The organism is Bradyrhizobium sp. PUT101 (assembly GCF_052043945.1).
In the GTDB taxonomy this organism is placed as follows: Bacteria; Pseudomonadota; Alphaproteobacteria; order Rhizobiales; family Xanthobacteraceae; genus Bradyrhizobium.
In genome coordinates this window covers 1,839,019-1,865,987 of the sequence record NZ_CP197207.1, presented here as the reverse complement: position 1 = coordinate 1,865,987, position 26,969 = coordinate 1,839,019, and the positions used below count along the sequence as shown (strand labels likewise).

Here is a 26,969-nt window from a genome sequence, read left to right as displayed (position 1 = left end):
GACGTGACCGCTGAAGGGACGGGGTCGGTTGCGTTTCCCTAGCCGTCCCTACGGACTCACACCGCCTCGAGCTGCTCCGCCGCCCGCTTCTTCTTCGCCTTGGACTGGCCGAGCAGGGGGCTTGCCGTGAGTGCCGCCGTATCGGCGACGCCCGGGTCGCGTGAGATCATGGCCGCGACGATGGCGCCGTCGATGAGGAGGCCGAGCTGGTGGGCCAGCACCGCAGGCTCGGTCGAGCCGAGCTCGCCGGCCAGCTTCTCGATATGGCCGAGCACGATCTTCTTGTGCTTCAGCGCGATGTTGCGAAACTGCTTGGCGTCCTTGTCGTGCTCGCCGACCGCATTGATGAAGGGGCAGCCGTAGAAGCGCTCCTCGGCAAACCAGCTCTTCAGCGCGGGAAAGATGCGCGTGAGTTTCGCCTGCGCATCGCCGCCGCCCTGCTCCATGGCGCCGATGAACCATTCGCGCCACTGCTTGCCCTCGCTTTCCAGCACGGCATTGACGAGATTGGTCTTGGAGCCAAACAATTTATACAGCGTGGTCTTCGCGGTGCCGGCTTCCTCGATGATCGCATCGATGCCGGTGGCGTTGATGCCGTTCTTGCAGAACAGATGCGTCGCGGCACTGAGCAGGCGCCCACGCGCGGATTCGTCGTCGCCTGCGCCAGCGTGAGGCGAGTTCGAATTCTTCTTCGATGACGTCTTTGCCATAAGCTGCAACTTAATCGCAGCTGCATCACATCAGCAAGTCGCATCTGATTGGCGCCGAAAAGATTCGCATCCGCCCACGCATCTGCTCCGCCTTTGGGCAGGAGGGGGCTGATCAATCCGCAGGCAGCGACGCTTAAACGGCTCCAATGCTTCGCATTTCGCTTTTGGCCGCTTCTGGCACGCTCCATGCAAGGAAACAGACCGTTCGGTATCCTACCGATTTCCACTTCTGCCAGGGAGAAGACTGATGACTGCCGTCGTTCAAAAGACAGTGCTGACGGGGTGCCTCGCGCCCATCGACAAGAATGGGCTCGAGCAACTGATCGCCAACGGCAAGGCGAATCCGAAGGTCATCAAGACCTTGAAGTGCAAGACGGTCGCGGAAGGTAAATTCCGCCACGCCAACTACATCCGCAACCTGCCGCCCTACATCGTCGACGAGCCGCCGGGGCTGCTGGGCGACGACACCGCGCCCAATCCGTCCGAAGCCTCGCTCGCCGCGCTCGGCTCCTGCCTCGCGGTCGGCCTCCACGCCAATGCCGTGCACCGCGGCTGGATCGTCAACAAGCTCGAGCTGGAGCTCGAAGGCGATCTCAACATCACCGCGGTCTGGGGCACCGGCGACATCACCGACAAGCCCGTTGGATTCACCGATGTCCGCGTCAAGGTCGACATGGAATGCGAGGGCGTCTCGCCGGACGAGATCAACGCGCTGGTCACGCATGTGAAGAAATGGTCGCCGGTCGCCAACACCTTCACCCGCCCCGTCAATCTCGAAGTCGGCATTTAGCTGCAAGCAGGACAAGGTGCGGGAGACGATCATGGGTTCACTGGCTTTATCGCAGGCCGCAGTTCTGGATCAGCCCGCACCGTCCATTGCGGGCGAGGTGGCGCGGATCGCGCGCGAGCAGCTCGCGCCGCTCGCCGCCGGCATTGACGACGGTACGGTTTATCCGGCCGAGGTGCTGCGCAAGTTCGGCGCGGTCGGAGCGTGGGGCAGTCACGTGCCTCACGAAGGGCCCGCCGATCTGCGCTGCGCCATCCAGGCGATGGCCGCGATTGGGGAAGTCTGCGGGGCCACGGCTTTCATGGCCTGGTGCCAGGACACCCTGGTCTGGTACGCGGCAAACTCGACGAACCTGAAGCTCGCCAAACGCTTCGGCGATGCCTTCTCGACGGGGCGCGTGCTCGGCGGCACCGGACTCTCCAACCCCATGAAGAGTTTCTTCGGCATCGAGAAATTGAAGCTGAAGGGGCGCAAGGTCGAGGGCGGCTATATCGTGCGCGGCGCGCTGCCCTGGGTCTCCAATCTCGGTCCCGACCATTATTTCGGCACCATCTTCGAGCGAGAGGACGATCAGGGCATCGCAAGTGGCGAGCCCGGCATCGCAGGTGGCGAGCCGGGTACTGTGATGTTCCTGGCCGACTGCTCGGACCCTGCGATCACGCTGACGCCGTGCAAGCCGTTCCTCGCCATGGACGGCACCGGCACCTATGGCGTGCAGTTCCGCGACGCGTTCGTGCCGGATGATCTGATCCTGGCCGATCCTGCCGGGCCCTTCGTCAAGAAGATCCGCGCCGGCTTCATCCTGCTCCAGGCCGGCATGGCGCTCGGCCTCATCAAGGATTGCATCAACATCATGGACGAGGTGGGCAGTCCCCTCGGTCATATCAACCGCTATCTGCCGCAGCAGCCGGTGCATTTCCGCGATCTCGCCGCCGAGCTCGAGGCCGAGACCATGGCGCTGGCGCGCGATCCCTACAACGAGGAGGAAACCTACTGGCGCAAGGTGATCGCGCTGCGGCTTCGCGCCGGCGAGGCCAGCGTCGCGGCGGCGCATGCGGCGATGCTGCATTGTGGCGCGCGCGGCTACCTGAAGAGCCACCGCGCGCAGCGGCGCATGCGCGAGGCCTATTTCGTCGCGATCGTCACGCCTGCCACCAAGCAGCTGCGCAAGATGCTCGTCGACACCTGAGCTTCACGAGTCCACCCCGAAGACCACCTAACCTCAACGGAGAGGCTGCCAATGACGGACGTTCTGATCTCTGCCAGCGAACTTGCCGATCTCTTGAAGACCGAACCGTGTGTCGTGATCGACACCCGCAATCCCGACGCCTATGGCGCCGGGCACCTGCCCAATGCCGTGAACGTGCACGACATCTTCACGTTCCTTGCGACCTCGACGCCCGAGGGCATCAGCGAGCTGAAGAGCAAATTCGCCGACGCTTTCGGCGCCGCCGGTCTCTCCGGCAAGGAAACGGCCGTGGTCTACGAGCAGTCGATGAACTCCGGCTTCGGCCAGTCCTGCCGCGGCTATTATCTCCTCACCATGCTCGGCTATCCCAAAGTGAAGGTGCTGCACGGCGGCTTCGATGCCTGGGAAGCCGCGGGCTTGCCGGTGACCAAGGACGTTCCGACCCCGGTGAAGGCCTCGTTCCCGATCGTGCCTGAAGCGGGCGAGATCCTGATCGATGCGAAGACCATGCTCGCCGCCGTCGGCAAGCCGGGCATCGCGATCCTCGACGTGCGCGACGTCGACGAGTGGATCGGCGACAGCTCTTCTCCCTATGGGAAGGATTTTTGCCCGCGCAAGGGCCGCATTCCCGGCGCCGTGTGGCTGGAATGGTACCGCATGATGAAGCCGACGGCCGAGGGCCCGCGCTTCAAGTCCAAGGACGAGATCCTTGCCGAATGCGCCACCGTCGGCATCTCGCAGACGACGCCGGTCTACCTCTACTGCTTCAAGGGCGCGCGCGCCTCGAACACGTTCCTGGCGCTCAAGAACGCCGGCGTGAAGGACGTGCGGATGTATTTCGGCTCCTGGAACGAATGGTCGCGCGATCCGTCGCTGCCGATCGAGCAGGGATTGCCGGTCGCAACGGGTGTCACGACCAAGGCGGCGTGAGCGCGCGCCTCGTCCTTCGAGACGACCGCTTCGCGGTCTCCTCAGGATGAGGCTAAGCGGCATCGGTGCGTGTTGAAACTGCTGCCGCGCACTCCGCCCTCATCCTGAGGAGCCCGCCTAAAGCGGGCGTCTCGAAGGATGCGTTGCCCGCGGACGAGGCGCAATTCCCAGCGCCTTGATCCGCGAGGCCAAGGTGGTCGGCTTGACGTCGAGCATCTCGGCGGCACCGCTGGGGCCGAACACCTTGCCTGCGCAGGCTTCGAGTGCAGCCAGGATATTGGCGCGCTCGTGGTCGCGCATCTCGGATGAGGTCATGACCGTCGGGCGCGCATCGGCCTTCGGGCGTGCGGCGCCGGTCAGAACTTGCGCGCCGGAGCCGTCGGGCAGATCGATGCGCAGACGGCCGTTCTGGGACAGGATCGCAGCGCGCTCGATCACATTCTGCAATTCGCGGACATTGCCGGGCCAGTCGTAGCGGGTCAGTCGCCGCGCATCGCCCTCGGACAGACGCAGGTTCGACTTCAGCGCCTTGCCCTCGCGCGTCAGGAAGTGCTGGGCGAGCAACGGAATATCCTCGCGCCGTTCGCGCAAGGGGACGGTCTCGATCGGGAACACGTTGAGGCGGAAATAGAGGTCCTCGCGGAAACGGCCGCGCTGGACTTCCTGCTTGAGGTCGCGATTGGTCGCGGCGATGACGCGGACGTCGACCGCGCGCGTGCGCGCCTCGCCCACGCGCTCGAAATGGCCTTCCTGCAACACGCGCAGCAGCTTGCCCTGGAGCTCGAGCGGAATTTCGCCGACCTCGTCGAGGAACAGCGTGCCGCCGTCGGCGAGCTCGAAGCGGCCGATGCGATCGCGGGTTGCGCCGGTGAAGGCACCGCGGACATGGCCGAAGAACTCGCTCTCGAACAATTCGCGGGGGATCGCGGCGCAGTTGACCCGGATCAGCGGCCGGTCGCTGCGGGTCGAGTCCTCGTGGATGGCGCGCGCGATCAGCTCCTTGCCGGTGCCGGATTCGCCGGTGATCATCACCGCCGCCGTGGTCGGCGCCACCAGCTTGACCTGGCGCAACGTCTTCTGGATCGCCTCGCTTCCGCCGATGATGCCGCGCGGATTGGTCTCGATGCGGATCTCCTCCTGCAGATAGGCGTTTTCCAGCTCGAGCCGCTCGCGCAGACGGTCGACTTCGGCAAGCGCCGCGTGCAGCTTCTCGTCGGCCTCGCGCCGCTGGCTGACGTCGCGAAACACGACGACCGCGCCGACCACGACACCGCGGTCGCGGATGGGCGTGGAGGTGTATTCGACCCAGGCCGGCGAGCCGTCCTTGCGCCAAAACACCTCGCCGTCGACCTGATGCACGGCGCCATCGCGGAACGCCGCATAGATCGGGCAGTCATGGTTGTGATAGTGCCGGCCGTCGTGGTGGGTGTGGTGCACGATCGGGTGGATCTCCTTGCCGACCAGCTCTTCGGCGGTCCAGCCCAGCATCCGCTCCGCCGCCGGGTTCACGAAGGTGGTCTTTCCTTCCGCGTTCACACCATAGATGCCTTCGCCGGCGGCGCGCAGGATCAGCTGGTTCTCGCGCTCGATGTCCTGAAAGACGCGCTCGACCCGCTGCCAAGTCGATATGCCGCTGCGCATGTGATCTTCGGCGGCGGCATCGACATTGCGCCGGCGGCGGGCGTCGAGATCGGTCAGTGTGAGCAGCAGCAGCGTGCGGCCGTCATGCGGCAGCATGCAGCCTGCATATTCGAGCTGGAGATCTTGCCCCGTCGCGTGGCGGGGAGTGAGCGCCGTGGTCCAGTAGGCGCCCTTGTGCAGCACGGCCTGGGTGAAGACGGTGAGGGCCGGAAGCTCGCCGGCGTGGAGCGTGCTGGGCCTGGTCTGCCGCAGCAGCGCGCGGTCATAGCCGAGCAGGGCGCAGGCGGCCGGATTGGCGTCGACGATTTGGTCGCTGAAGGGATCGACCAGCAGCGTCGCCTCGACCGAGGATTCGAACGCTGCGACGCGCGGATCGATGGAGGGAGCCACATCGTCGTGGACGGGCATTGGCGTCGTTGCCATTGCGAAATCTCGTAATTGAACTACGAAAACTCGTTTATCACGAATTTTCGTAGTGACCAAGCTCGATCGAAAGTGCTGCGTCGTCAAGGCGCTGGCCGATCTGGAGGCCGTGGCATGCTCCTTGCGTAATTCTTCCTCGCAACGACGCGCAGGAGGGCCGATGTCCACGTTCGACAATCCGTTTGATCCCGACCGCAACCTTCGGGCTGGCTGTGCCTGTGGCCAGCACCGATCCGCGGCAGAGCATGACCAGGCAGCCACGGCGCTGCGTTGCCAGCCCGCCGAGAGCGAGGAGAAGCGCTACGAGGGCGTCGTTGCCTCTGCAGTGATGCGCGCGATGTTTCCGCAGGACGTGGCGCGCCGAGCCTTCCTGAAATCGGTCGGTGCGTCGACCGCGCTCGCGGCGCTGTCGCAATTCTTCCCGCTTCGGACCGCGACTGAAGCGTTCGCCGAGACCGGCGCGCCCGAGAAGAAGGACCTCAAGGTCGGCTTCATCCCGATCACCTGTGCGACGCCGATCATCATGGCGGCGCCGCTCGGCTTCTATGCGAAGCACGGCCTCAACGTCGAAGTGGTCAAGACCGCCGGCTGGGCCGTGGTCCGCGACAAGACCATCAACAAGGAATACGACGCCGCGCACATGCTGGCGCCGATGCCGATCGCGATCTCGCTCGGCCTCGGCTCGAACGCCATTCCCTTCGCCGTCCCCGCGATCGAAAACATCAACGGGCAGGGCATCACGCTTGCGATGAAGCACAAGGACAAGCGCGACCCGAAAGACTGGAAGGGAATGAAGTTCGCCATTCCCTTCGACTATTCCATGCACAACTATCTGCTGCGGTATTATCTGGCCGAGCACGGGATCGATCCTGATACCGACGTGCAGCTGCGCTCGGTGCCGCCGCCCGAGATGGTCGCGAACCTGCGCGCCGACAACATCGACGGCTTTCTCGCGCCCGACAACATCTGCCAGCGAGCGATCTATGACGGCGTCGGCTTCATGCACATCCTGTCGAAGGAGATCTGGGACGGCCATCCCTGCTGCAGCTTCGCCGCCAGCCGCGAATTCATCACGAGCGCGCCGAACAGCTTTGCGGCGCTGACGCGGGCCATCGTCGATGCCACCGCCTATGCGTCGAAGGCGGAGAACCGCAAACAGATCGCGGAAGCGATCGCGCCGGCCAACTACATCAACGCGCCGGTCACGGTGCTGGAGCAGGTTCTGACCGGCACCTACGCTGACGGCCTCGGCGGGGTGAAGACCGATCCAAAGCGCGTCGATTTCGATCCGTTCCCCTGGCAGTCCTTCGCGGTCTGGATGCTGACGCAGATGAAGCGCTGGGGCCAGATCAAGGGCGAGGTCGACTACAAGGCGATCGCCGAGCAGGTGTATCTCGCCACCGATACGAAGAAGCTGATGACCGAGATGGGCCTCACGCCCCCCAGCAGTGCGTACAAATCGTTCGCGGTGATGGGCAAGACGTTCGATCCGGCCAAGCCCGAGGATTATGTGGCGAGCTTCAAGATCAGGAAGGCGTCGTGAGCATGCCCCTCTTGCCATCGTCGTCCCGGCGAATGCCGGGACCCATTCGCCGGGACGACGCGCGGAGAGGGCTTGCGCGATGACATCTTCCCTCCGTCTCCGTGCCGGCCTCGTCTCCATCGTGCTGCTCGCCGCGTTTCTCGGCGTCTGGCATCTCGCCACGCGCTCGACGGGCCCCGTCGCTACCATGAGTCCGGAATACGCCAAGCTGATGGGCCTGACCGCGACGCAGGGCAAATCGGCGATGCCCGGACCGCTCGACGTCGGCGCCAAGCTCTGGGAGCACCTGAGACGGCCGTTCTACGACAACGGGCCGAACGACAAAGGGCTCGGCATCCAACTCGGCTATTCGATCGCTCGCGTCGGCATCGGCTATCTGCTGGCCGTGCTGGTTGCGATCCCGCTCGGCTTCCTGATCGGAATGTCGCCGCTGCTCAGCAAGGCGCTCGATCCCTTCATCCAGGTGCTGAAGCCGATCTCGCCTTTGGCCTGGATGCCGCTCGCGCTCTACACCATCAAGGATTCCTCGGTCTCCGCGATCTTCGTCATCTTCATCTGCTCGATCTGGCCGATGCTGCTCAACACCGTCTTCGGCGTTGCCAGCGTGCGCAAGGAATGGATCAACGTCGCGCGGACGCTGGAGGTCGGGACCGTCAGGCGCGCCTTCACCGTGATCCTGCCTGCGGCGGCGCCGACGATCCTGACCGGCATGCGCATCTCGATCGGGATCGCCTGGCTCGTCATCGTCGCGGCCGAGATGCTCGTTGGCGGCACCGGCATCGGCTATTTCGTCTGGAACGAGTGGAATAATCTATCGATCACCAACGTCATCATCGCGATCCTGCTGATCGGGGTCGTCGGCATGCTGCTCGACCAGATCCTGGCGCGCTTCACGCGCATGGTCACGTTTCCGGAGTAGAGACGATGACCAACAAGTTCATCTCCATCGAAGGCATCGCCAAGCGTTATCCCGGCGCGGGCGGCGCGACGACAACCGTGTTCGAGAATCTCTGGCTCTCGATGGCGCGCGGCGAGTTTTGTTGCGTGATCGGCCATTCCGGCTGCGGCAAGACGACGGTGCTCAACATCCTCGCTGGGCTCGATGCGCCGAGCGAGGGGGCCGTCATCGTCGACGGGCAGGCGATTTCGGGCACCAGCCTCGACCGCGCCGTGATCTTCCAGAGCCATGCGCTGCTGCCCTGGCGCACCGTGCTCGGCAACGTCGCTTATGCCGTCAGCTCGAAATGGCGGCGCTGGGATCGCGCCAAGGTGAGGGCGCATGCGCAGACATTCATCGATCTCGTCGGTCTCTCCGGCTCCGAGCACAAGCGGCCGTCGGAGCTGTCGGGCGGCATGAAGCAGCGCGTCGGCATCGCGCGGGCGCTATCGATCACGCCGAAGATGATGCTGATGGACGAGCCGTTCTCGGCGCTGGACGCGCTGACGCGCGGCACGCTCCAGGACGAGGTGCGGCGCATCTGTCTGGAGACCGGGCAGACCACGTTCATGATCACCCACGACGTCGACGAGGCGATCTATCTCGCCGACAAGATTTTCCTGATGACCAACGGTCCCGGCGCGGTGCTGGCCGAGGTGGTCGAGAACCCGCTGCCGCGAGACCGCGGCCGTACCGATCTGCACCGCCATCCGCTCTACTACGCCCTGCGCAACCACATCATCGATTTCCTGGTGACGCGCAGCAAGACCTTCGTCGCCGAGACACCCGATCACGATCCACGCAACGTGCCGATGGTGCACATCGGCAAGCCCGGGCTGACGATCGCGTCCGCCAGCGAAGAGCAACGACAGACCTGGAACTCCGGGACCAATCCTGGACTGACCGCGTGAATCTGTAGACGCATGATCTACGGAAAGCCGCTTCACACCTTTCCGGATCATGCTTTTGAAGAGGAGACCCTGACATGAAGCGCGAAGACCTCACCGAAAAGCTGCTCGACATCAAGCGCGAGAAGGGCTGGAGCTGGAAGCACATCTGCGAGCAGATCGGCGGCTATTCCGAAGTGCTGATCGTCGGCGCCATCCTCGGCCAGATGAAATTGACGAAGCCGCAGGCGGCCAATGCAGGCGAGCTGTTCGGCCTGTCGAAGGCGGAAGTTGCGATGCTGAACGAGACGCCGATGCGCGGCATGCCGATGCCGCCGACCGACCCCCTGATCTACCGCTTCTACGAGCTGGTGATGGTCAACGGCCCCGCATGGAAGGCGCTGATCGAGGAGGAGTACGGCGACGGCATCATGTCGGCGATCGATTTCGACATGGTGATGGAGCGCCTGCCGAACCCGAAGGGCGATCGCGTCAAGATCACCATGAGCGGCAAGTTCCTGCCGTACAAATATTACGGCGCCAGCGGCAACGTGCCGGAATACGGCTTCAAGGAGGGGTGACCGCGGCGAAGGCGGCGCGCAGCTCGCCGACCGCAGCCATCTCGCGAACGTAGGTGAAGGATCCCTTGTCCTTCATCTCGCGCGCAGAGTTCAGGAACGCGGCGAGCGCGTAGCGCGACATGGCCCCGCCGACGCTGATGCGCTTGACGCCAGCGGCGGACAATTGCGCAACTGTCAGCGTCGGGTCGGCAAAGCCCATCACGTGGTTGAACGGCTTGCCGAGTGAGGAGACGACAGTCCGGATCGTGGCGAGATCGTACAGGCCGGGCGCATACAGAACGTCGGCGCCCGCGGCCTCGAAGGCTTGCAGGCGGCGGATCGTGTCGTCGACGTCCTTGCGGCCGTGCAGGAAGTTCTCCGCACGCGCCGTCAGCGTGAACGGAATCGGCAGCGCGCGCGCCACTTCCACGGCGGCCTGGACGCGCTCGACGGCATGGGAAAAGTCGTAGATCGGACGATCGCGGTCGCCGCTGAAATCCTCGATCGAGCCCCCGACCGCGCCGGCCTCGGCGGCACGCTGCATCGCTTCGGCGGCGCGCTTCGGCTCGTCTGCGCCGCAATTCTCGAGGTCCACGCTGACCGGCAGGTCGGTGGCTTCGGCGATTGCGCGCGCGTTGGCGAGGATGACATCGAGACTGACGCCGCTGCTGCCGAGCATGTTGGCCACCCCGAGGCTCGTGGTCGCCAGGGCCTCGAAGCCCATCGCTGCGAGCAGCTTGGCCGTACCGGCATCCCATGGATTGGGAATGATGAAGGCCCCGGGCCGCTCGTGCAGCGCGCGGAACGCCGTCGCCTTGTCCACTTGGCTTGTCATGGCTCACCTCCATGTTGTCGGTTCAGGCAGCCTTAGGAGCATTCTCGCCATCCGCCAAATTTGTTATTCTTTCTGAGGTCATCAGCTTTTTGCATGAGCTTCGGGATGGACAGCGACGCCCTCAACACCTTTCTGACCATTCATCGCAGGGGTGGGATCTCGAATGCCGCGAAATTCCTGCACCGCTCGCAGCCGGCGATCTCGCGTCGCATTGCCCTGCTGGAGCAGGAGCTCGGCGTGCCGCTGTTCGAGCGGGTGGCAGGCCGCACGCGGCTCAGCGATGCCGGGCGCGTGCTGATCCCTTACGCCGAGCGCGCGGTTGCCGCGGCGCAGGACGCCGAGCAGGCTATACGCGCGTTGACCAGGCAGAATTCGGGGCCGGTTTCGCTGGCCGTGACCGGCACGCTTGCCGACGGCCGCCTGTCGACCATCATGAAGCGGTTCGCCAGAGAGAATCCAGCCGTCACGCTGACCTTGCGGACGGCGACCAGCGTCGAGGTCAGCGATCTCATCCGGCGCGGCGAGGCCACGATCGGCCTGCGCTACGACACCGACCGCTCCGGCGACCTCGCCTGCGAGCTGGTGCTGCGCGAGGCGCTGCAGGTCGTCTGTGCGCCCGATCATCCGCTGGCCGGACGGCGCGTGAAGCGCCTCGCCGAGCTTCACGGCGAACGCTGGATCGCCTTCCCGGAGACGCGCGGGCGTCGCGAGGTCGCCGCGGCTCACGTGTTCGCGCTGTTTCTCACGCAGGGGCTCGGCGACGTGGAGTGGACGGCCGTGGACAGCCTCACCGCGCAGAAGCGGCTCGTGGAGTCGGGCTTTGGCCTTGCGCTATTGGCGCGAAGCCACGTGGCGGAGGAGCTGCGCGCGGCCTCGATCGCGACGATCGCCGTGGGCGATCTCGCCGCGGACCAGGACATCGTCCTTGTCACGCGTCGCGGCGGCTTTCTGAGCGCTGCCGCAAAGCGCCTGCTCGAGACCATCCGCCGCAACTATGCCGGGCCGGATGTCTCGACCACGCCCAGAAAGAAATCGCTGGCGCGCAACGGCATTGCGCGCCAGCGTGTCGGCTGAAGCGATTACTTCCCCGCCTTCACCTCGGCGGCCGCCACCGCGAGCAGTTCGCTCATCTTGGCGCGAATCGCCTGCTCGGTGACCGCGACGTTCTTGGCGGCGAAATCGGCCGTGATCTTGCGCACGACGTCGGCATCGCCGGCCTCCTCGAAATCGGCCGCGACCACTTCCTTGGCATAGGCGGTGGCGGCATCGCCGGTAATGCCGAGCTTTTCGGCCACCCACATCCCGAGCAGCCGGTTGCGGCGGGCCTCCGCCTTGAATTTCTGCTCCTCGTCGAGGGCGTATTTCTTCTCGAAGCCTTCCTGGCGCTTGTCGAACTCGCTCATGCCTTGTTCCAAATCCCTGCTGAATGGCGCGGGAGCCTTCCGTTGCGGCGCCCCGGCTGCATGCCTACATAGATAGCACGAATCGGCAAAACAACGGGCCGTTAAGCCGCAGGCAAGATGGTATAAGTTGGCGCCGGACGGCCGGATCGATTGTGCTGGGACAGCCAATCGGATAGGTTGCCTAAAGGCTTGGTTCCCGTTCTGTTTCCAAGGGTTTATAGATGGGTTCCCAGCCGTTCACGGCAGCTCCGCTGTGGGTCGTAATCCTAGTCAACCGGAGCACACCAAATTCATGGATTTCAACAAAACACGGTACATCCCAATGAGCCGTCGGCGTCGCATTTATGAAGGCAAGGCAAAGGTTCTTTACGAAGGTCCGGAGCCCGGTACCCTGATCCAGCACTTCAAGGACGACGCCACCGCGTTCAATGCAAAAAAGCATCAGGTGATCGAGGGCAAGGGTGTCCTCAATAACCGGATCTCGGAGTACCTGTTTCAGCACCTCAACGACATCGGGGTGCCGACGCATTTCATCCGCCGGCTCAACATGCGCGAGCAGTTGATTCGCGAGGTCGAGATCGTGCCGCTCGAGGTGGTGGTTCGGAACGTCGCCGCCGGCTCGCTGTCGCAGCGCCTGGGCATCGAGGAGGGCACGCAGCTGCCCCGTTCGATCATCGAATTCTACTACAAGAACGACCAGCTCAACGACCCCATGGTGTCGGAAGAGCACATCACCGCCTTCGGCTGGGCGACGCCGCAGGAGATCGACGACATCATGGCGCTCGCCATCCGCGTCAACGATTTCCTCACCGGCCTCTTCCTCGGCATCGGCATCCGCCTCGTCGACTTCAAGATGGAGTGCGGGCGCCTGTTCGAGAACGAGATGATGCGCATCATCGTCGCCGACGAGATCTCGCCGGACTCCTGCCGTCTGTGGGACATTAAATCGAACGAGAAGCTCGACAAGGACCGTTTCCGCAGGGATCTCGGCGGCCTGCTCGAGGCCTATACCGAAGTCGCAAAGCGACTCGGCATCCTCATGGAGAACGAGCGTCCGCAGGGCTCCGGCCCGGTGCTGGTGAAGAGCTGAGAGAGGATTTTGACGTGAAGGCACGTGTCACCGTTACCTTGAAGACGGGCATCCTCGATCCGCAAGGCAAGGCCATCGAAGGCGCGTTGAAATCGCTGGGCGTCGATGGTGTCGCCAGCGTCCGGCAGGGCAAGGTGTTCGACATCGAGCTCGCCGGTGCCGACAGGGCCAAGGCGGAAGCCGCGCTGAAGCAAGCCGCCGACAAGCTGCTGGCGAACACCGTGATCGAGAATTATGCTATCGAGATGAAGGGCTGAGAGATAGCGATGGGCGAGGTCAACAACGAGTTGATCTTTGAAGTCCTAAGTGAGGCGTCTGCCTCGTAGATCGGATCGGCGCCTCACAGCCACCCCACGCTGCGAAAGCGCCAGTACAGGGCGGTGCAGGCCGTCAGCATCACGCCGAGCAGCATGTAGTAGCCGTAATCCCATTCCAGCTCCGGCATGTGCTTGAAGTTCATGCCGTAGATGCCGGCGAGCGCGGTCGGGATTGCGATGATCGCAAGCCACGAGGCGAGCTTCTTCGACACCGCCGTCTCCTGCGCCTGGCCGACCAGGAGGCTGGCCTCGAAGGCGAAGGCCAGCACCTCGCGCATGGAATCGATGCGCTCCTGGATGTTCCTGACGTGGTCGGTGACGTCGCGAAACAGCGGCTGCATGGCCTGCCGCACCATCGCCAGCTCGTCATGCTCGAGGCGGCGGCAGACCTCCACCAGCGGGCCGATCGCGGTCCTGAGCCGCAAGAGGTCGCGGCGCAGCATGTAGAGCCGCTCGATCTGCGCCTTGCTGATCGGCTTGGAGAGCACATCGTCCTCGATGCCCTCGACCTCCTCGTGGATGCTTTCGAGCACGGGCGAGTAGTTGTCGACGATGAAATCGAGGATGGCGTAGAGAATGTAGTCTTCGCCGCGCGCGAGCGCCCGCGGGCAGCTCTCGCAGCGCTCGCGCACCGGCGCGTAGGAGGTCGAAGCGCCGTGGCGCACCGAGACCAGATAGCCCTCGCCGACGAAGATGTGCGTCTCGCCGAAGGCGATCCGGCCCTCGATCAATTGCGCGGTGCGCGCGACGATGAAGAGGGCGTCGCCATATTGCTCGATCTTGGGCCGCTGATGGGCGTGGTTGGCATCCTCGATGGCGAGCTCATGCAGGTCGAACTGCTTCTGCACCGCCCCGAGCAGCGCCATGCCGGGCTCGTGCAGCCCGATCCAGACCACGTGGCCGGGCTTGGCCCGCCAGCTCGAGGCCTCACCGATGGCGATATTGGCGACGCGCCGACCATCGACATAGGCGCCGGCGGCGACGACGCCCTCGGTGGGCACCGGCTCGGAGGGGGATGCGGGCAGCGACGGGACGTTCATGGCTTCAATCCCGGGCAAAGCGACTGGCCGATCGGCGTGCGACTATCGCCTGTGTACAAGGCGCTCGACCAAGGCTAGCACTGGTAAAATCCCCGTCAAATGGTTATGTCTCTTGCCGAATTGGCCCGTTGGCCAGCCCCAATTCCCGCCACCGTCGGAACCTCTGCCATGAAAGCCGCCATCCTCGTCTTTCCCGGAATCAACCGCGAGCGCGACATGGCGCGTGCCTTGAGGCTGATCTCGGGCAGCGAGCCGGCGATGGTCTGGCACGCCGAGACGTCATTGCCTGCGGGCACCGATCTCGTGGTGGTGCCGGGCGGCTTCTCCTATGGCGATTATTTGCGCTGCGGCGCGATCGCGGCGCGGGCCCCGGTGATGGACGCGGTGCGCGACTATGCGGCCAAGGGCGGGCTCGTGCTCGGCGTCTGCAACGGTTTTCAGATTCTCTGTGAATCCGGCCTGCTGCCGGGCGTCCTGATGCGCAATGCGGGGCTGAAGTTCATCTGCAAGGATGTGCACCTGCGCGTCGAGCGCTCCGACACCCCGTTCACCCGCGGCTACAATGCCGGGCAGGTGATCCGCGTGCCCGTCGCGCACGGCGAGGGCAATTACGAGGCGGACGAAGAAACCATCAAGCGGCTCGAAGGCGAGGGGCGGGTGCTCTACCGCTACTGCTCCGCCGACGGCGTGGTCGACGAGGCCGCCAACATCAACGGCGCGGCGCATTCCATCGCCGGCATCGTCAACGACAGGGGCAATGTGCTCGGCATGATGCCGCATCCGGAAAACCACGTCGAAGACATCATGGGCTGCACCGACGGTCGCGGCCTGTTCGCCGGCCTCGTCCAGCATCTGGAAAGGGCCGCGTGATCCTGCCGGTGTTGAAGCGGACGCTCGCCGCGATTGCGGCGGCGTCGTCCGCGACCGCAGCGTTCGCACAGGATTTCCAGAACGTCCGATCACCATGATCGTGCCGTTCGCGGCCGGCGGCACCGCGGACGTGCTCGCGCGCACGGTCGCCGAGCAGATGGCATCGCGCTCGGCCAGACCATCGTGATCGAGAACGTTGCCGGCGCCGGCGGCTCATCGGAAAATGCTCGCTGACGATGCCAAAGATCGGAAGTGAGCGCTGCTCAGGGCGCAAGCGTGCCCAGGCCCTGGAGCGAAATTGCAGAATTCTACCGGGACCTTTGAGCGTGGCATGCGGATCCATCGGATGCTTCAACTCGCCGAACACATCGAAGCGTCGCGCTATGCAGCGGGGATTTTCGGCGAGTTTTTTGACCAGTTGCACTGGTTCTCCGGGCGTCCTGGCTCTTCTTCCACCTGAGATCCGATCCACCACCGGGCTTTCAGGCAGCGCTCATGGTCGGCGCTAGCGCCCCTTCCACCGTTCCGCCGGGACCGTCATCGCGGCGACGCCGGCCATCACCAGCAGCAGCCCCAGTGCGAGGTTCGACGGCACGCTCTCGCCGAGCAGCAGCACGGACAGGCCGACGCCGATCGGGATGCGCAGATAGCCTTGCGCATTCGTGGTCAGCGTGCCGAGCCGGCCGAGGCAGACATAGAACAGCATCAAGCCCAAGGCACTGGAGACGATGCCCATGACGATGGTGGCGATGATCGCCGTCGGCGTCGGCTGCAGCGTCCAGGGCTGGTCGATGAGGAGCGAGGGCGGCAGCAGGATCATGCCGCCGAACAGCAGTGAGCCGGCCGCCACCACCATCGGGTCGTACTCGGACAGCCTGAGGCCGAAGATCGTTGCGCAGGCAAAGGAGATCGTGGCGAGCAGGATCGCGATCTCCGCGATGATCTCGCTGCCGAAGCCGCGCAGCGCATCGAGGCCGACGATAACGATGGTTCCGGCAAGGCCGAGGATCGCGCCGGCGAGCTTGAGCAGCGTCGCCGGCTCGTGCCGCGTGATCAGCGAGGTGATCAGGAAGGCGAAGATCGGCGTCGTCGAGGCCAGCACCACCGTGTTCGACGCCGGCACATATTGCTGCGACCAGGTGATGATCAGGAACGGGAAGGTCGAGTTGATCAATTGCTGGGTCGCGAACAGCTTCCAGGCTTTCGCGTCGGTCGGGATGCCGACCCCGCGCACCCACAGGATCGCGAACAGGAAGGCGGCCGCGATCAGCGAGCGCGCCGAGATGAAGGTGATGGGCGGGATCGTATCCAGCGCCAGCTTCGCCAGCGGATAGGTGGAGCTCCAGCAGCAGGCCAGTGCCAACAGCAGGGCGTAGTCGCGCCAGCTGCGCGCGCCGGTGGCGGGCATGGACGGCAACGGCGTTGATGCGGATGCCGCCGCGCGACCCGCCTCCGATGTGCTCTGCGGCACCTTGTTCCTGCTCCCCGGCGCAAAAGCGCTTGGCCAACTTTGGGCGAGGGGGCGCGAAAAGGGAAGCGGTCGAGCTATGCGTTTGGCTGCGGTGCCGGTTTCCGCTTCACCCGCTTGATCGTGCCGGAGAAGGTGAACAGCGGCCGTCCGTCGGAGGTGAGCCTGCCACGCAGGAAGATCAGCGAGCCGCCGGCCCGAGACACTTCGCCGACGCATTCGACCAACTCGCCCTCGCGGGCCCCGTCGAGAAAATCGCAGGCAAAATTGGTCGTCACCGCCGGCCCATCCAGCTCGTGGGTGGCGATTGCGAACAGGCAATAGTCGGCGAACGCCATGAAGCAGCCGCCATGGACGTTCCCTGAGCCGTTGAGGTGCTTTTTCTCGACCCGGAAGGCGCTGCGGACACTGCCGTCCTCCTCGATCCGGTGCCAGAAGGGGCCGATATGGGACTCGAAACTGTCGCGAATCCAGGTCCGCCAGCCCGTAAATTCCCCCTCGGTGGCGACGTGGAGATCAGGGCGGCGGGGCGGAGGTGTTTTGGTCAATTCGTGCAAGGAAATGGGCCTTCAATTGCGGGTCATGAGCCCTTAAATCCGATCCGTCCGTGCCGTGCAATTCCTGTTCCCGCGGGGCCCCCGGCGCAAAACGTGGGACAGCGGGAAAATGCGCCATAAAGGGCTTTTCGCGAGCCCCCGATGTTCCTAAGAACGGCCAACCGCCGCCGAAAGCCCCGAATCCATGAAGAACGAACCCAAGATCACCCCCGAACTGGTTGCCGCCCACGGGCTCAAGCCCGACGAATATGAGCGCATCCTCAAGCTGATCGGGCGGGAGCCGACCTTCACCGAGCTCGGCATCTTCTCGGCGATGTGGAACGAGCATTGCTCGTACAAATCGTCGCGCATCCATCTTCGCGGCCTGCCGACCAAAGCGCCCTGGGTGATCCAGGGGCCCGGCGAGAACGCCGGCGTGATCGACATCGGCGACGGCCAGGCCGTCGTCTTCAAGATGGAGAGCCACAACCACCCGAGCTACATCGAGCCCTATCAGGGCGCGACCACCGGCGTCGGCGGCATTTTGCGCGATGTGTTCACGATGGGCGCGCGTCCCATCGCCTGCCTCAATGCGCTCAGCTTCGGCGCGCCCGAGCATGCCAAGACCCGGCATCTCGTCTCCGGCGTGGTGGCCGGCGTCGGCGGCTACGGTAATTCCTTCGGCGTGCCGACCGTCGGCGGCCAGGTGCGCTTCCACACCCGCTATGACGGCAACATCCTCGTCAACGCGATGGCCGTCGGCCTCGCCGATGCCGACAAGATCTTCTATGCGGCCGCCTCCGGCGTGAACATGCCGATCGTCTATCTGGGCTCCAAGACCGGCCGCGACGGCATCCACGGCGCCTCGATGGCCTCGGCGGAATTCGACGACAAGTCCGAGGAGAAGCGTCCGACCGTGCAGGTCGGCGATCCCTTTGCGGAGAAGCTGCTGCTCGAGGCCTGCCTCGAGATCATGGAGAAGGGCTGCGTCATCGCGATCCAGGACATGGGCGCGGCGGGCCTGACCTGCTCGGCGGTGGAGATGGGCGCCAAGGGCGATCTCGGCGTCGACCTCGATCTCGATACGGTGCCGACCCGCGAGATCGGCATGAGCGCCTATGAGATGATGCTCTCGGAGAGCCAGGAGCGCATGCTCATGGTGCTCAAGCCCGAGAAGGAAAAGGAGGCCGAGGCGATCTTCAGGAAGTGGGGACTCGACTTCGCCGTCGTCGGCTACACCACGCCGAGCAAGCGTTTCGTGGTCAAGCATGGCGGCGACGTGATGGCCGATCTGCCGATCAAGGAGCTCGGCGACGAGGCGCCGCTCTATGACCGCCCGCATGTCCCGTCCGCCGCGCTGCCGGTCGTGCATGCGCGCGAGGTGCCGGCGCCCATGGGCCTCGGGCCTGCGCTGGAGAAGCTGATCGGCACGCCCGACATGTGCTCCAAGCGCTGGGTCTGGGAGCAGTACGACCACGTCATCCTGGGCAACACCATGCAGCGCCCGGGCGGCGATGCCGCCGTGGTGCGCGTGCAGGACGGGCCGAAGGGGCTGGCGCTGACCGTCGACGTCACGCCGCGCTATTGCGAGGCCGACCCGTTTGAGGGCGGGAAGCAGGCGGTGGCGGAAGCCTGGCGCAACATCACCGCGGTCGGCGGCAAGCCGCTCGCGATCACCGACAATCTCAACTTCGGCAATCCTGAGCGGCCCGAGATCATGGGCCAGTTCGTCGGCTGCCTGAAGGGCATCTCGGAAGCCTGCCGCACGCTCGACTTCCCGGTCGTCTCCGGCAACGTCTCGCTCTACAACGAGACCAACGGCCGCGCGATCCTGCCGACGCCCTCGATCGGTGGCGTCGGCCTGCTCGACGATTTCACCAAATCCGCCTCGCTCGCCTTCAAGGCCGAAGGCGAGGCGATCCTGCTGGTCGGTGAGACCCACGGCTGGCTCGGCCAGTCGGTCTACCTGCGCGACATCTGCGGCCGCGAGGAGGGCGCACCGCCGCCGGTCGATCTCGCAGCCGAGAAGCGCAACGGCGATTGCGTGCGCGGCATGATCCATGCGGGCACCGCGACGGCTGTGCACGACCTCTCCGACGGCGGCCTCCTGATCGCGCTTGCCGAGATGGCGATGGCGAGCGGCATCGGCGCAAAACTGCTCGCGGCGCCGACCGCGCTGGTGCCGCAGGCCTATTGGTTCGGCGAGGACCAGGCGCGCTATCTCGTCACCGTGCCGGAAGCGGAAGCCGGCCGCGTGCTCGCCAAGATGCGTGGCTGCGAAGTGCCGTGCGTGCGGATCGGCACCACCGGGGGCGATGCGATCGCGATCGCAGGCGAAGCGCCGGTTGCGATCGACACGCTGCGCAAGTCGTTCGAACGCTGGCTGCCGGAATATATGGGCGGCAAGGCGGCCTGAGGCGGCGCCACAAACTCCGTCATTGCGAGTTGGGACCCGCAATGACGAGTGGAACGAGTTCGCCCTCACAGAACGTGCGAGGCTCCCGGAATCTTCCGCAAGCCCGCCGTCACGCCCCAGCTCAGGATCACCGTGAGCACGAAGCCGACCGCGGCCTTCACGATCGCAGGCAGGCTGTAATCGTACAGCGCGTACTGGATCCACAGCGCGATCGGGTAATGCACCAGGAACATGCCATAGGCATCGGCCTGCATGCGGTCGAGCAGGTTCGGCCCCGGCGCTTTCGAATGCAGGAAGAAGGCGAGGATCGCGAGCATGATCGAGGCCGAGAACAGCACGAAGAACGTGCCGTAGAACACATCGTACCAGTGTGGCAGCGGATCGGGATTACCGAGAATCTCGCGCTTGATGTAGATCATGCCCCACATCAGGCAGTAGGGGATCAGCGTGATGATGCCCCACTGCCAGCGGCTGTTCGGCAACTGGCCCTCGGCGCCGAGGATGCCGTGATCGAGGTTCGCGGCACCGACGCCGGCGCCGATGAAGAAATAGGCGAAGTAGAGCAGGACACGGCTCGCCTGCACCGAGAACGGCCCGAACTCGAACCATTCGTTGACGCCGTAATAGACCAGCGCCGGAACGTAGGCGACCAAGCTGACGACGGCGAGCAGCAGCCAGAAGACGGCCGGCTGTTTAAACCCACGAAGCGAGACGCGATTGACCGGATCGACCAGATGCGCCGAGACCCGGTAGAGCAGGCTTGCAGCCAGGTCGAAGGCGAGCAGGACCCACACGAACCAGATCGGGCCGCTGGGCCACGGGCCTGATGTCACCGTCTTCCACCAGAACGCGGCGAAGGTCAGCTCGGGCTCCTGCCGCAGCGCGATCGCGTAATAGGCGAGCGGGATGACGGTGAAGGCTGCGATCACGAACGGCAGCCCCAGCCGCAACAGGCGGTCGCGCAGAAAAACCGATGGCGCCTTGCGCGCGATGCCCGGCCAGGTGAACAGTCCCGACAGGAAGAAGAACATCGCCATGAAGAAGCTGTCGGTGGCGAGCACGACGATATCGAAGCCGATCCAGGAGGTCGGATCGGTGTGGCCGAAATAGGTGTAGGGAATGACGGCGTGGTGCAGCAGCACCACCAGCGTCAGGAAGGTGCGGGCGCGGTCGAGCGACAAATTACGCGCCTTGCTCATGGGCGCGTCGTGAGCCTCCGCGCCCATTCTCGCTGAATGTGACACCGTGATCATGGCCGCCCCGATAACGCTTCTGTCCCGGCCGGACTGTGCCGCCGGGAACCTGATTCAGCAAGGGTCAGAGGCTTCCCGGGCTCTGATGCGGTTAGGAACCAGTTCCGCATAGCGCAGTTAGCATCCGCGAAAAGGGCTTGAGGGGCCGCAAAAGGCGGCAGCAATTTCGGAGCTGGCCATGACGATCCTGAAATGGGCGTTGATCTTCCTGCTTGTCTCGATCGTGGCCGGCGTGCTCGGCTTCACCGGCATTTCGGCCGCCTCCGCCGATATCGCCCGTTTCCTGTTCTACGTCTTTGTCGTGATCTTCCTCGTGCTGCTGATACTGGGCCTCACGATCTTCAGGGCGTAGCCGGGCCTGCGTCATCACCCGCAGTCGTCGTGCCCGGGCTTGACCCGGGTATCCACGTCTTCGGTATCGCGGCTGTCAAACAAGCGTGGATGGCCGGGACAAGCCAGGACAAGCCCGGCCATGACGGCACGAGTCGGCGCAGAAACTACCCCACTTCCTCGATCTTCACCTTGTCCGGATAGAATGCGAGATGGCCGGCAATCTCGGTCATGGCGGGGAAGGGCGTCTCATAGGTCCAGATTGCGTTGTCCAGCGTCTTGCCGTCGGCCTTGACGCTGAAATAGCTCGCGTCCCCCTTGTACGGGCAGTGGGTGACGCGGTCGGTGCGCTCCAGCAGGGCCATCTTGGTGTCCTCTCGTGGCACATATTGTACCGCCGGATATTTGGCCTCCTTCAGGGTCAGCGCCTTGCTGGTCTCGGCGATGACGATGTCGCCGGCAGTCACCCGGACGCGCCGGGGATTTGGGGTGATGGTGATGGGGTGGTCGGGCCCTGGAAGCTTCATGATTTCACGCCTTTTCGATCAATCTGCCGCGCGCGGCACTTTGTCGTGCCTTTATCCTGATGGGATCACGGATATAGTGCCGGAAGGCGTGACGGAGAAGGCCGTTCACGCTAAGTTTGAGCTTGCCGGCGAGGGGACCCCGGCAGCGATTCGAACGCTTGGACGAGAAGGAGCGAGACCCGAATGCCCATGGACGCCCACGATATCGAGGCGATGATCAAGGCAGCGATCCCCGATGCCGAGGTGACCATCCGTGACCTCGCCGGCGACGGCGACCACTATGCCGCGACCGTGATCTCGGAATCCTTCCGCGGCAAGTCGCGCGTCCAGCAGCACCAGATCGTCTACCAGTCCCTGCGGGGCCAGATGGGGGGCGTCCTGCACGCGCTGGCGCTGCAAACCGGCGTACCCGGCACCTGACCTGACCGTGTCACGGGGGCGATGATGGCTGCGGACAATCCTCGCGGCGCGATGTTTCGCGTTATCGTGCCGAGCCAGCACAGCCGCGTCACCTTTGTCGAGCTGTTCTTCGACCTCGTCTTCGTCTTTGCCGTCACGCAGATCTCGCACACGCTGCTGCATCATTTCACGCCGCTCGGCGCGGTGCACGTCGCGGTGCTGTTTCTCGCGGTGTGGTGGGTGTGGGTCTACACCGCCTGGGTCACCAACTGGCTCAACCCCGAGCTGACGCCGGTCCGCCTCCTGCTCTTTTCGATGATGCTGGGCGGCCTCGTGCTGTCGACGACGATCCCGACCGCGTTCGAGGGGCGCGGCCTGTGGTTCGCGATTGCCTACGCGGCGATGCAGGTCGGACGTACCGCATTCTGGCTGTTCGCAACGCCGCGGCATCGAACGGCCGTGCGGCACAACGCGATCCGCATCCTGACGTGGTTGTCGATCTCCGCGGTCCTATGGATCGCAGGCGGTCTGTCCGAGGGAGATACGCGGCTATGGCTGTGGATCGCGGCGGTGACATGGGAATACATCTCGCCGGCGGCACGCTTCTGGATTCCGAAGCTCGGGTTTTCCTCGCTCGAGGCGTGGGCCGTCGAAGGCGGCCACATGGCCGAGCGCTGCGCGCTGTTCGTCATCATCGCCCTGGGCGAAGCCGTCGTCGTCAACGGCGCCACCTTCGCCGAGCTCGACTGGACCGCGAACAACATCCTGGCCTTCGTCTCGGCGCTGGTCGGCGCCATCGCGATGTGGTGGATCTATTTTCACAAGGGCGCGGAGGCCGGAGCTGAGCGCATCTCGAAGTCCGCCGAATCCGGCCGTCTGGCCCGGCTCGCCTACACCTATCTGCACACGCCGATCGTCGCCGGCATCATTCTGACCGCGGTCTCGGACGAGCTGGTGCTGAAGCACCCGACCGGCCATTCCGACACCCGCACCATCGTGAGCACGGTCGGCGGCCCACTGGTGTTCCTGGTCGGCACCATTCTTTTCAAGTACGCGATCCGCGGCTTCCTCCAGCTCTCGCACGGGATCGGCATCATCCTGCTGCTGGTGCTGTGGTGGTTCGCAGCCGACCTCTCGCCGCTGTGGCTGTCGGTCGCCACCACGATGATCCTGATCGTCGTGGCGGTGTGGGAATCGGTGTCGCTGGGATCCGAGGCGGAAGAAGCGGCGGAGCATTGAACCCCGGCGTTACTCCGCCACCTCGAGCGCGTGCACCGAGAACATGTTCGCCGCGTCCGTCCAGCTCTCGCGAACGCGCCAGCCCGCGCCCCGCGCCAGCGCGGCGAAGCGCTCGATGCTGTATTTGTAGCTGTTCTCGGTGTGGATGCTCTCGCCCGGGCGGAACGAGAAGCTGGTGCCGAGCAGCCGCACGGTCTGGTTCTTCTTGCTGATCAGGTGCATCTCGATCCGGTGCCGCTCGCGATTGTAGATCGCGCGATGGGTGAAGGCGGAGAGATCGAAATTGCCGCCCAGCTCGCGATTGATACGCACCAGCACATTCAGGTTGAAGCGCGCGGTGACGCCGGCGGCGTCGTTGTAGGCGTCAAAGAGGATCCGCTCGTCCTTCTCGAGATCGGCGCCGATGATCATCTGCGCGCCCTTACCGAGAATCTTGCGGGCGCTCCTCAGGAAGGCCTGGGCCTCTTGCGGCTCGAAATTGCCGATGGTCGAACCGGGGAAGAAGCCGACCTTCGGCATGGATGCAACCTGGTTGGGCAGCTCGAACGGCGTGGTGAAGTCGGCGGCGACCGGATAGATGCCGAGCGTCGGGAAATCCCGCTTCAGCCCGTTCGCTTGCGCCTTCAGGAAGTCGCCAGAGATATCGACGGGGACATAGGCCGCGAACCTGCAATGATTGAGCAGCAGGCGGACCTTCGTGGTCGCGCCGGCGCCGAATTCGACGAGCGCCGCGTGCTCCGGAATGATATTTGCGATCTCGCCCCCGCGTTCTCTCAGGATCGCAAGCTCTGTGCGCGTCGGATAATATTCCGGCAGGCGCGTGATCGCCTCGAACAGCTCCGATCCCGTCGCGTCATAGAAGTATTTCGGCGACAGCTTTTTCGGCTGCTGCGAGAGGTCCTCGATGGCCTCGCGGGCAAAGGCGGTGGTCTGCTCGTCGGGAAGATGGGCTTCGGCCAAAGCGCTGGCGTGCACATTCATGATACTCTCCTGAACGCGCTGTCCGGCGCGCATTGATCGTCGGATGAACCTGAAGCGCGATGGGGGCACGCTTCAGGCTGTTGTTTGAGCATGATCTTCTCGGGAAACCGCTGCACACTTCTCCGGAACATGCCCTAGTCGTAATCGGCGAGCCGCAGTCCGGTGAACTGCCAGCGATGGTGCGGATAGAAGAAGTTGCGATAGGTGATACGGCTGTGTCCTTGCGGAGTTGCAAGCGAGGAGCCGCGCAGCACCAGCTGGTTGACCATGAACTTGCCGTTGTACTCGCCGAGCGCGCCTTCGACGGCGCGGTAACCGGGATAGGGTGAGTAAGAGCTGCGGGTCCATTGCCAGACGAGGCCGAAGGCGTCGTTGAGCTGGCCGGCGCGGGCGGCGACCTCCCATTCCATCTCGGTCGGCAGGTGCTTTCCGGACCAGCGCGCGAAGGCGTCGGCTTCATAGTAGCTGATGTGGCAGACAGGTGCGTCCGGATCGACCGGCTTGAGGCCGGCCAGTGTCATCACATGCCACTGGCCATCGACCTCGCGCCAATGACCCGGCGCCTGCCAGTCCTCCCTGCTTGCCGTGGCAAAACCGTCCATCAGCCACAGTGTTGCGCTCCGATAGCCGCCGTCGTGCATGAAGGCGAGCCACTCGCCGTTGGTGACGAGGTTGCGCGCGATTCTGACGGGGCCAACGAGGGCGCGGTGCGCCGGCTTCTCGTTGTCGAAATGGAAGCTGTCGTCGACATGGCCGACGGTGTGGATGCCCTCGTTCAGCGCCAGCCAATCCTCGCCGGCGCGGGTGGAAGCCGGAAAGCGCCAGTCCGGATCGTAGGCCGGCGAGACCGGATTCTGCGCGAAGGCGTGCAGGATGTCGGTGAACATCAATTCCTGATGCTGCTGCTCGTGGTTGAGCCCGACCTCGACCAGCGGCGCGATCTCGCGAAGCTTGTCCGCACCGGCCTCACGGAAGAATTCGACGACGGCCGCATCGACATGGCGGCGATAGGCGCCGACCTGGTCGGCGCTCGGTCGGGTGATGTCGCCGCGATGATTGCGGGCATGTCGTGGGCCGGCGCTGACGTAGTAGGAATTGAACAGAAACGCGAAATCGGGGTGGAAGGCCCGGTAGCCCGCAGCATGCTCGCCGAGCAGGAATTGCTCCCAGAACCAGGTCGTGTGGGCCCGGTGCCATTTGGTCGGGCTGGCATCGGGCATGGACTGGATCTGCTGGTCCTCAGGTGACAGCGGCGCGGCCCGCCGTTCGGTCTCGTTGCGGACCGTGAGAAACGCCGCTTCCAGCCGCTGGCCGAGGTCGTCCGGACGGGAAGACGGTGACGAAAGCTGGGGGGCGGCCGTAGCTGAGGCTTGTTTCGTCACGTTTTTCTCCAGACAGGACAAGAGAACGTTGTTCGCGCGACCCGGTTCCACAAACAGGGTTCGTCCTAGATAGGGGCTCCGTTACGGTATGAAAGTCCTCTCCGGCGATGATATTGATGTCATCAGCCTATGGACCTGTTGGGCTCCACACTGTCGCCAGGGGCCCGTCGCCGCCATTTTACTTTGGATGCACAACGGTTTGGGCTACATATATGGGTAGGTATCGGGTTAAATTGGTCGAGCCGGCCCGAAAAGATTGGTGAGGGCTCGGCCCAGAAGGACATGGATATGAGCATCGAGGAATTCATCGCCAACGAAGTGAAGTCGAACGACGTGGTCCTGTTCATGAAGGGCACGCCGCAATTTCCGCAGTGCGGATTCTCCGGCCAGGTCGTCCAGATCCTCGATCATCTCGGCGTCGGCTATAAGGGCCTCAACGTCCTCGAATCCGCCGAACTGCGCAACGGCATCAAGACCTTCTCCAACTGGCCGACCATTCCGCAGCTCTACGTGAAGGGCGAGTTCGTCGGCGGCTGCGACATCATCCGCGAGATGTTCCAGGCCGGCGAATTGCAGCAGCTCTTCTCCGAAAAGGGCGTCGTCGTCGCGGCCTAAGGGCGTGACCGTGCTCTCGCGCCGGATTGGCGACGCGGAGCTCGATGTCGTCGTTGCCGACATCACGACACTGAGCGTTGATGCCATCGTCAACGCCGCCAACACGTCGCTCCTTGGCGGGGGCGGCGTGGATGGTGCGATCCATCGGGCGGCCGGGCCCGAGCTCGTCGCCGAATGCCGCATGCTCCACGGCTGCAAGACGGGTGATGCGAAGATCACCAGGGGTTATCGGCTCAGGGCCGCACATGTGATCCACACCGTCGGTCCGGTGTGGAATGGCGGCACGCTCGGCGAGGACGATCTGCTCGCCTCCTGTTATCGCCGATCGATGGAGCTGTGCGGTCGGCACGAGCTGACCTCGGTGGCATTCCCCGCGATTTCGACCGGCATTTTCCGCTTTCCTGCCGACCGGGCGGCCGATATCGCGGTGCGCACCACGATCGTGGCGCTCGCTGCTGCGCCGTCCGTTGCTCGCGTGGTGTTCTGCTGCTTCGCCGAACCTGGCGCCGAACTCCATGCCGAGGCGCTTGCGCGACACGGCGGCCCCGGCAAGATCGCCGGCGCCATTGCGTGATCGCGCCGAAGCAGGACATGTTCTTCGTCCTCCTGGAGCAGACCCCGACCGAGCGCCAGCGCGTGCAGCGAACATCGAAGCAGTTGG

General features: G+C 64.5%; 28 protein-coding genes and 1 pseudogene. 18 read left to right on the top strand and 11 right to left on the bottom strand.

The features are described 5' to 3' along the window. Window positions 1-56 precede the first annotated feature (56 nt). Window positions 57-710 carry a TetR/AcrR family transcriptional regulator gene (locus ACSHT2_RS09200; protein WP_440641281.1) on the bottom strand — a complete coding sequence of 218 codons (654 nt, stop codon included), beginning with the start codon at window positions 708-710 and terminating at the stop codon, window positions 57-59. Between the two features lie 247 nt (window positions 711-957). Between ACSHT2_RS09200 and ACSHT2_RS09195 the strand changes: the two genes are divergently transcribed. Genes ACSHT2_RS09195 through ACSHT2_RS09185 form a run of 3 tightly spaced genes read left to right on the top strand, consistent with a single transcriptional unit; the run spans window position 958 to window position 3,616 of the window. Beyond that, entirely contained in the window at window positions 958-1,500 is a 543-nt protein-coding gene (locus tag ACSHT2_RS09195) for an OsmC family protein (RefSeq protein WP_440641280.1), read from the top strand. Between the two features lie 31 nt (window positions 1,501-1,531). Further along, complete coding sequence (locus ACSHT2_RS09190) at window positions 1,532-2,686, top strand: acyl-CoA dehydrogenase family protein (RefSeq protein ID WP_440641279.1); 1,155 nt, start codon at window positions 1,532-1,534, stop codon at window positions 2,684-2,686. A 51-nt stretch (window positions 2,687-2,737) separates the two neighbouring features. After that, window positions 2,738-3,616 carry a sulfurtransferase gene (locus tag ACSHT2_RS09185; protein WP_440641278.1) on the top strand — a complete coding sequence of 293 codons (879 nt, stop codon included), beginning with the start codon at window positions 2,738-2,740 and terminating at the stop codon, window positions 3,614-3,616. A gap of 117 nt (window positions 3,617-3,733) precedes the next feature. Here the strand turns inward: ACSHT2_RS09185 and ACSHT2_RS09180 are convergent, their stop codons facing one another. After that, the gene (locus ACSHT2_RS09180; protein ID WP_440641277.1) at window positions 3,734-5,680 is read right to left on the bottom strand and encodes a sigma 54-interacting transcriptional regulator; all 1,947 of its coding nucleotides are present in this window, start codon (window positions 5,678-5,680) and stop codon (window positions 3,734-3,736) included. Between the two features lie 160 nt (window positions 5,681-5,840). On the opposite strand from ACSHT2_RS09180, the gene ACSHT2_RS09175 reads away from it, so the two are divergent. The 4 genes from ACSHT2_RS09175 (at window position 5,841) to cynS (ending at window position 9,628) form a co-directional block, all read left to right on the top strand. Beyond that, the gene (locus ACSHT2_RS09175; protein ID WP_440641276.1) at window positions 5,841-7,223 is read left to right on the top strand and encodes a CmpA/NrtA family ABC transporter substrate-binding protein; all 1,383 of its coding nucleotides are present in this window, start codon (window positions 5,841-5,843) and stop codon (window positions 7,221-7,223) included. Window positions 7,224-7,302: 79 nt separating this feature from the next. Further along, the gene (ntrB, locus tag ACSHT2_RS09170; RefSeq protein ID WP_319329627.1) at window positions 7,303-8,142 is read left to right on the top strand and encodes a nitrate ABC transporter permease; all 840 of its coding nucleotides are present in this window, start codon (window positions 7,303-7,305) and stop codon (window positions 8,140-8,142) included. Between the two features lie 5 nt (window positions 8,143-8,147). Then, window positions 8,148-9,071: an ABC transporter ATP-binding protein gene (locus ACSHT2_RS09165; RefSeq protein ID WP_440641275.1), complete on the top strand. Its 924-nt coding sequence runs from the start codon at window positions 8,148-8,150 to the stop codon at window positions 9,069-9,071. A 74-nt stretch (window positions 9,072-9,145) separates the two neighbouring features. Then, window positions 9,146-9,628 (top strand): cyanase, encoded by a 483-nt coding sequence (gene cynS / locus ACSHT2_RS09160; protein WP_319329625.1) that lies wholly within the window; start codon window positions 9,146-9,148, stop codon window positions 9,626-9,628. Here cynS and ACSHT2_RS09155 read toward each other — a convergent pair. Continuing rightward, entirely contained in the window at window positions 9,615-10,442 is an 828-nt protein-coding gene (locus ACSHT2_RS09155; RefSeq protein WP_440641274.1) for an isocitrate lyase/PEP mutase family protein, read from the bottom strand. The genes cynS and ACSHT2_RS09155 overlap by 14 nt on opposite strands. Before the next feature lie 105 nt (window positions 10,443-10,547). Between ACSHT2_RS09155 and ACSHT2_RS09150 the strand changes: the two genes are divergently transcribed. After that, window positions 10,548-11,516, top strand: coding sequence for a LysR family transcriptional regulator (locus ACSHT2_RS09150; RefSeq protein WP_440641273.1), 969 nt, complete (start codon window positions 10,548-10,550; stop codon window positions 11,514-11,516). Between the two features lie 5 nt (window positions 11,517-11,521). Here ACSHT2_RS09150 and ACSHT2_RS09145 read toward each other — a convergent pair whose 3' ends face one another. Further along, a complete protein-coding gene (locus ACSHT2_RS09145) occupies window positions 11,522-11,845 on the bottom strand; it encodes a DUF1476 domain-containing protein (RefSeq protein WP_440641272.1) in 324 nt (107 codons plus the stop codon). 322 nt (window positions 11,846-12,167) lie between these two features. On the opposite strand from ACSHT2_RS09145, the gene purC reads away from it, so the two are divergent. Beyond that, complete coding sequence (gene purC / locus ACSHT2_RS09140; RefSeq protein ID WP_173015815.1) at window positions 12,168-12,935, top strand: phosphoribosylaminoimidazolesuccinocarboxamide synthase; 768 nt, start codon at window positions 12,168-12,170, stop codon at window positions 12,933-12,935. A 14-nt stretch (window positions 12,936-12,949) separates the two neighbouring features. After that, window positions 12,950-13,192: a phosphoribosylformylglycinamidine synthase subunit PurS gene (purS, locus tag ACSHT2_RS09135; protein WP_440641271.1), complete on the top strand. Its 243-nt coding sequence runs from the start codon at window positions 12,950-12,952 to the stop codon at window positions 13,190-13,192. An 83-nt stretch (window positions 13,193-13,275) separates the two neighbouring features. Here the strand turns inward: purS and ACSHT2_RS09130 are convergent, their stop codons facing one another. Continuing rightward, on the bottom strand, window positions 13,276-14,292 hold the full coding sequence (locus ACSHT2_RS09130; protein WP_440641270.1) for a magnesium and cobalt transport protein CorA: 1,017 nt from the start codon (window positions 14,290-14,292) through the stop codon (window positions 13,276-13,278). A 168-nt stretch (window positions 14,293-14,460) separates the two neighbouring features. Here ACSHT2_RS09130 and purQ point away from each other — a divergent pair, with 168 nt between their 5' ends. Next, a complete protein-coding gene (purQ, locus tag ACSHT2_RS09125; protein ID WP_440641269.1) occupies window positions 14,461-15,162 on the top strand; it encodes a phosphoribosylformylglycinamidine synthase subunit PurQ in 702 nt (233 codons plus the stop codon). Continuing rightward, window positions 15,159-15,393: pseudogene (locus ACSHT2_RS09120) on the top strand (tripartite tricarboxylate transporter substrate binding protein BugD); the annotation flags it as partial. The gene purQ and the pseudogene ACSHT2_RS09120, both read left to right, overlap by 4 nt. A gap of 274 nt (window positions 15,394-15,667) precedes the next feature. Here the strand turns inward: ACSHT2_RS09120 and ACSHT2_RS09115 are convergent. Beyond that, window positions 15,668-16,633 (bottom strand): DMT family transporter, encoded by a 966-nt coding sequence (locus ACSHT2_RS09115; protein ID WP_319330308.1) that lies wholly within the window; start codon window positions 16,631-16,633, stop codon window positions 15,668-15,670. 74 nt (window positions 16,634-16,707) lie between these two features. Continuing rightward, complete coding sequence (locus tag ACSHT2_RS09110; protein ID WP_440641268.1) at window positions 16,708-17,187, bottom strand: PaaI family thioesterase; 480 nt, start codon at window positions 17,185-17,187, stop codon at window positions 16,708-16,710. A gap of 184 nt (window positions 17,188-17,371) precedes the next feature. Between ACSHT2_RS09110 and purL the strand changes: the two genes are divergently transcribed. Continuing rightward, window positions 17,372-19,582 carry a phosphoribosylformylglycinamidine synthase subunit PurL gene (gene purL, locus ACSHT2_RS09105; RefSeq protein WP_440641267.1) on the top strand — a complete coding sequence of 737 codons (2,211 nt, stop codon included), beginning with the start codon at window positions 17,372-17,374 and terminating at the stop codon, window positions 19,580-19,582. Between the two features lie 65 nt (window positions 19,583-19,647). Here the strand turns inward: purL and ACSHT2_RS09100 are convergent, their stop codons facing one another. Continuing rightward, window positions 19,648-20,835: an acyltransferase family protein gene (locus tag ACSHT2_RS09100; protein WP_440641266.1), complete on the bottom strand. Its 1,188-nt coding sequence runs from the start codon at window positions 20,833-20,835 to the stop codon at window positions 19,648-19,650. A gap of 178 nt (window positions 20,836-21,013) precedes the next feature. Here ACSHT2_RS09100 and ACSHT2_RS09095 point away from each other — a divergent pair, with 178 nt between their 5' ends. Further along, window positions 21,014-21,187 carry a DUF1328 domain-containing protein gene (locus tag ACSHT2_RS09095; RefSeq protein WP_007612121.1) on the top strand — a complete coding sequence of 58 codons (174 nt, stop codon included), beginning with the start codon at window positions 21,014-21,016 and terminating at the stop codon, window positions 21,185-21,187. Between the two features lie 145 nt (window positions 21,188-21,332). On the opposite strand, the gene ACSHT2_RS09090 is transcribed toward ACSHT2_RS09095, so the two are convergent. Continuing rightward, a complete protein-coding gene (locus ACSHT2_RS09090; RefSeq protein WP_271532977.1) occupies window positions 21,333-21,692 on the bottom strand; it encodes a DUF427 domain-containing protein in 360 nt (119 codons plus the stop codon). Window positions 21,693-21,875: 183 nt separating this feature from the next. On the opposite strand from ACSHT2_RS09090, the gene ACSHT2_RS09085 reads away from it, so the two are divergent. Both ACSHT2_RS09085 and ACSHT2_RS09080 read left to right on the top strand, forming a co-directional pair. Continuing rightward, window positions 21,876-22,112 carry a BolA family protein gene (locus ACSHT2_RS09085; RefSeq protein WP_011088461.1) on the top strand — a complete coding sequence of 79 codons (237 nt, stop codon included), beginning with the start codon at window positions 21,876-21,878 and terminating at the stop codon, window positions 22,110-22,112. Window positions 22,113-22,136: 24 nt separating this feature from the next. Further along, a complete protein-coding gene (locus ACSHT2_RS09080; RefSeq protein ID WP_440641265.1) occupies window positions 22,137-23,330 on the top strand; it encodes a low temperature requirement protein A in 1,194 nt (397 codons plus the stop codon). 9 nt (window positions 23,331-23,339) lie between these two features. Here ACSHT2_RS09080 and egtD read toward each other — a convergent pair whose 3' ends face one another. Continuing rightward, window positions 23,340-24,311 (bottom strand): L-histidine N(alpha)-methyltransferase, encoded by a 972-nt coding sequence (egtD, locus tag ACSHT2_RS09075; protein WP_440641264.1) that lies wholly within the window; start codon window positions 24,309-24,311, stop codon window positions 23,340-23,342. A gap of 134 nt (window positions 24,312-24,445) precedes the next feature. Then, a complete protein-coding gene (gene egtB, locus ACSHT2_RS09070) occupies window positions 24,446-25,744 on the bottom strand; it encodes an ergothioneine biosynthesis protein EgtB (protein WP_440641263.1) in 1,299 nt (432 codons plus the stop codon). A gap of 237 nt (window positions 25,745-25,981) precedes the next feature. Between egtB and grxD the strand changes: the two genes are divergently transcribed. Then, window positions 25,982-26,308 (top strand): Grx4 family monothiol glutaredoxin, encoded by a 327-nt coding sequence (gene grxD / locus ACSHT2_RS09065; RefSeq protein ID WP_271532970.1) that lies wholly within the window; start codon window positions 25,982-25,984, stop codon window positions 26,306-26,308. A gap of 4 nt (window positions 26,309-26,312) precedes the next feature. Then, entirely contained in the window at window positions 26,313-26,882 is a 570-nt protein-coding gene (locus tag ACSHT2_RS09060) for an O-acetyl-ADP-ribose deacetylase (RefSeq protein ID WP_440641262.1), read from the top strand. Window positions 26,883-26,969: the final 87 nt, after the last annotated feature.

Coding starts and splice junctions, on each gene's coding strand:
- ACSHT2_RS09200 (WP_440641281.1), bottom strand. CDS start 710: ATGGCAAAGACGTCATCGAAGAAGAATTCGAACTCGCCTCACGCTGGC.
- ACSHT2_RS09195 (WP_440641280.1), top strand. CDS start 958: ATGACTGCCGTCGTTCAAAAGACAGTGCTGACGGGGTGCCTCGCGCCC.
- ACSHT2_RS09190 (WP_440641279.1), top strand. CDS start 1,532: ATGGGTTCACTGGCTTTATCGCAGGCCGCAGTTCTGGATCAGCCCGCA.
- ACSHT2_RS09185 (WP_440641278.1), top strand. CDS start 2,738: ATGACGGACGTTCTGATCTCTGCCAGCGAACTTGCCGATCTCTTGAAG.
- ACSHT2_RS09180 (WP_440641277.1), bottom strand. CDS start 5,680: ATGGCAACGACGCCAATGCCCGTCCACGACGATGTGGCTCCCTCCATC.
- ACSHT2_RS09175 (WP_440641276.1), top strand. CDS start 5,841: ATGTCCACGTTCGACAATCCGTTTGATCCCGACCGCAACCTTCGGGCT.
- ntrB (WP_319329627.1), top strand. CDS start 7,303: ATGACATCTTCCCTCCGTCTCCGTGCCGGCCTCGTCTCCATCGTGCTG.
- ACSHT2_RS09165 (WP_440641275.1), top strand. CDS start 8,148: ATGACCAACAAGTTCATCTCCATCGAAGGCATCGCCAAGCGTTATCCC.
- cynS (WP_319329625.1), top strand. CDS start 9,146: ATGAAGCGCGAAGACCTCACCGAAAAGCTGCTCGACATCAAGCGCGAG.
- ACSHT2_RS09155 (WP_440641274.1), bottom strand. CDS start 10,442: ATGACAAGCCAAGTGGACAAGGCGACGGCGTTCCGCGCGCTGCACGAG.
- ACSHT2_RS09150 (WP_440641273.1), top strand. CDS start 10,548: ATGGACAGCGACGCCCTCAACACCTTTCTGACCATTCATCGCAGGGGT.
- ACSHT2_RS09145 (WP_440641272.1), bottom strand. CDS start 11,845: ATGAGCGAGTTCGACAAGCGCCAGGAAGGCTTCGAGAAGAAATACGCC.
- purC (WP_173015815.1), top strand. CDS start 12,168: ATGAGCCGTCGGCGTCGCATTTATGAAGGCAAGGCAAAGGTTCTTTAC.
- ACSHT2_RS09130 (WP_440641270.1), bottom strand. CDS start 14,292: ATGAACGTCCCGTCGCTGCCCGCATCCCCCTCCGAGCCGGTGCCCACC.
- purQ (WP_440641269.1), top strand. CDS start 14,461: ATGAAAGCCGCCATCCTCGTCTTTCCCGGAATCAACCGCGAGCGCGAC.
- purL (WP_440641267.1), top strand. CDS start 17,372: ATGAAGAACGAACCCAAGATCACCCCCGAACTGGTTGCCGCCCACGGG.
- ACSHT2_RS09100 (WP_440641266.1), bottom strand. CDS start 20,835: ATGATCACGGTGTCACATTCAGCGAGAATGGGCGCGGAGGCTCACGAC.
- ACSHT2_RS09095 (WP_007612121.1), top strand. CDS start 21,014: ATGACGATCCTGAAATGGGCGTTGATCTTCCTGCTTGTCTCGATCGTG.
- ACSHT2_RS09090 (WP_271532977.1), bottom strand. CDS start 21,692: ATGAAGCTTCCAGGGCCCGACCACCCCATCACCATCACCCCAAATCCC.
- ACSHT2_RS09085 (WP_011088461.1), top strand. CDS start 21,876: ATGCCCATGGACGCCCACGATATCGAGGCGATGATCAAGGCAGCGATC.
- ACSHT2_RS09080 (WP_440641265.1), top strand. CDS start 22,137: ATGGCTGCGGACAATCCTCGCGGCGCGATGTTTCGCGTTATCGTGCCG.
- egtD (WP_440641264.1), bottom strand. CDS start 24,311: ATGAATGTGCACGCCAGCGCTTTGGCCGAAGCCCATCTTCCCGACGAG.
- grxD (WP_271532970.1), top strand. CDS start 25,982: ATGAGCATCGAGGAATTCATCGCCAACGAAGTGAAGTCGAACGACGTG.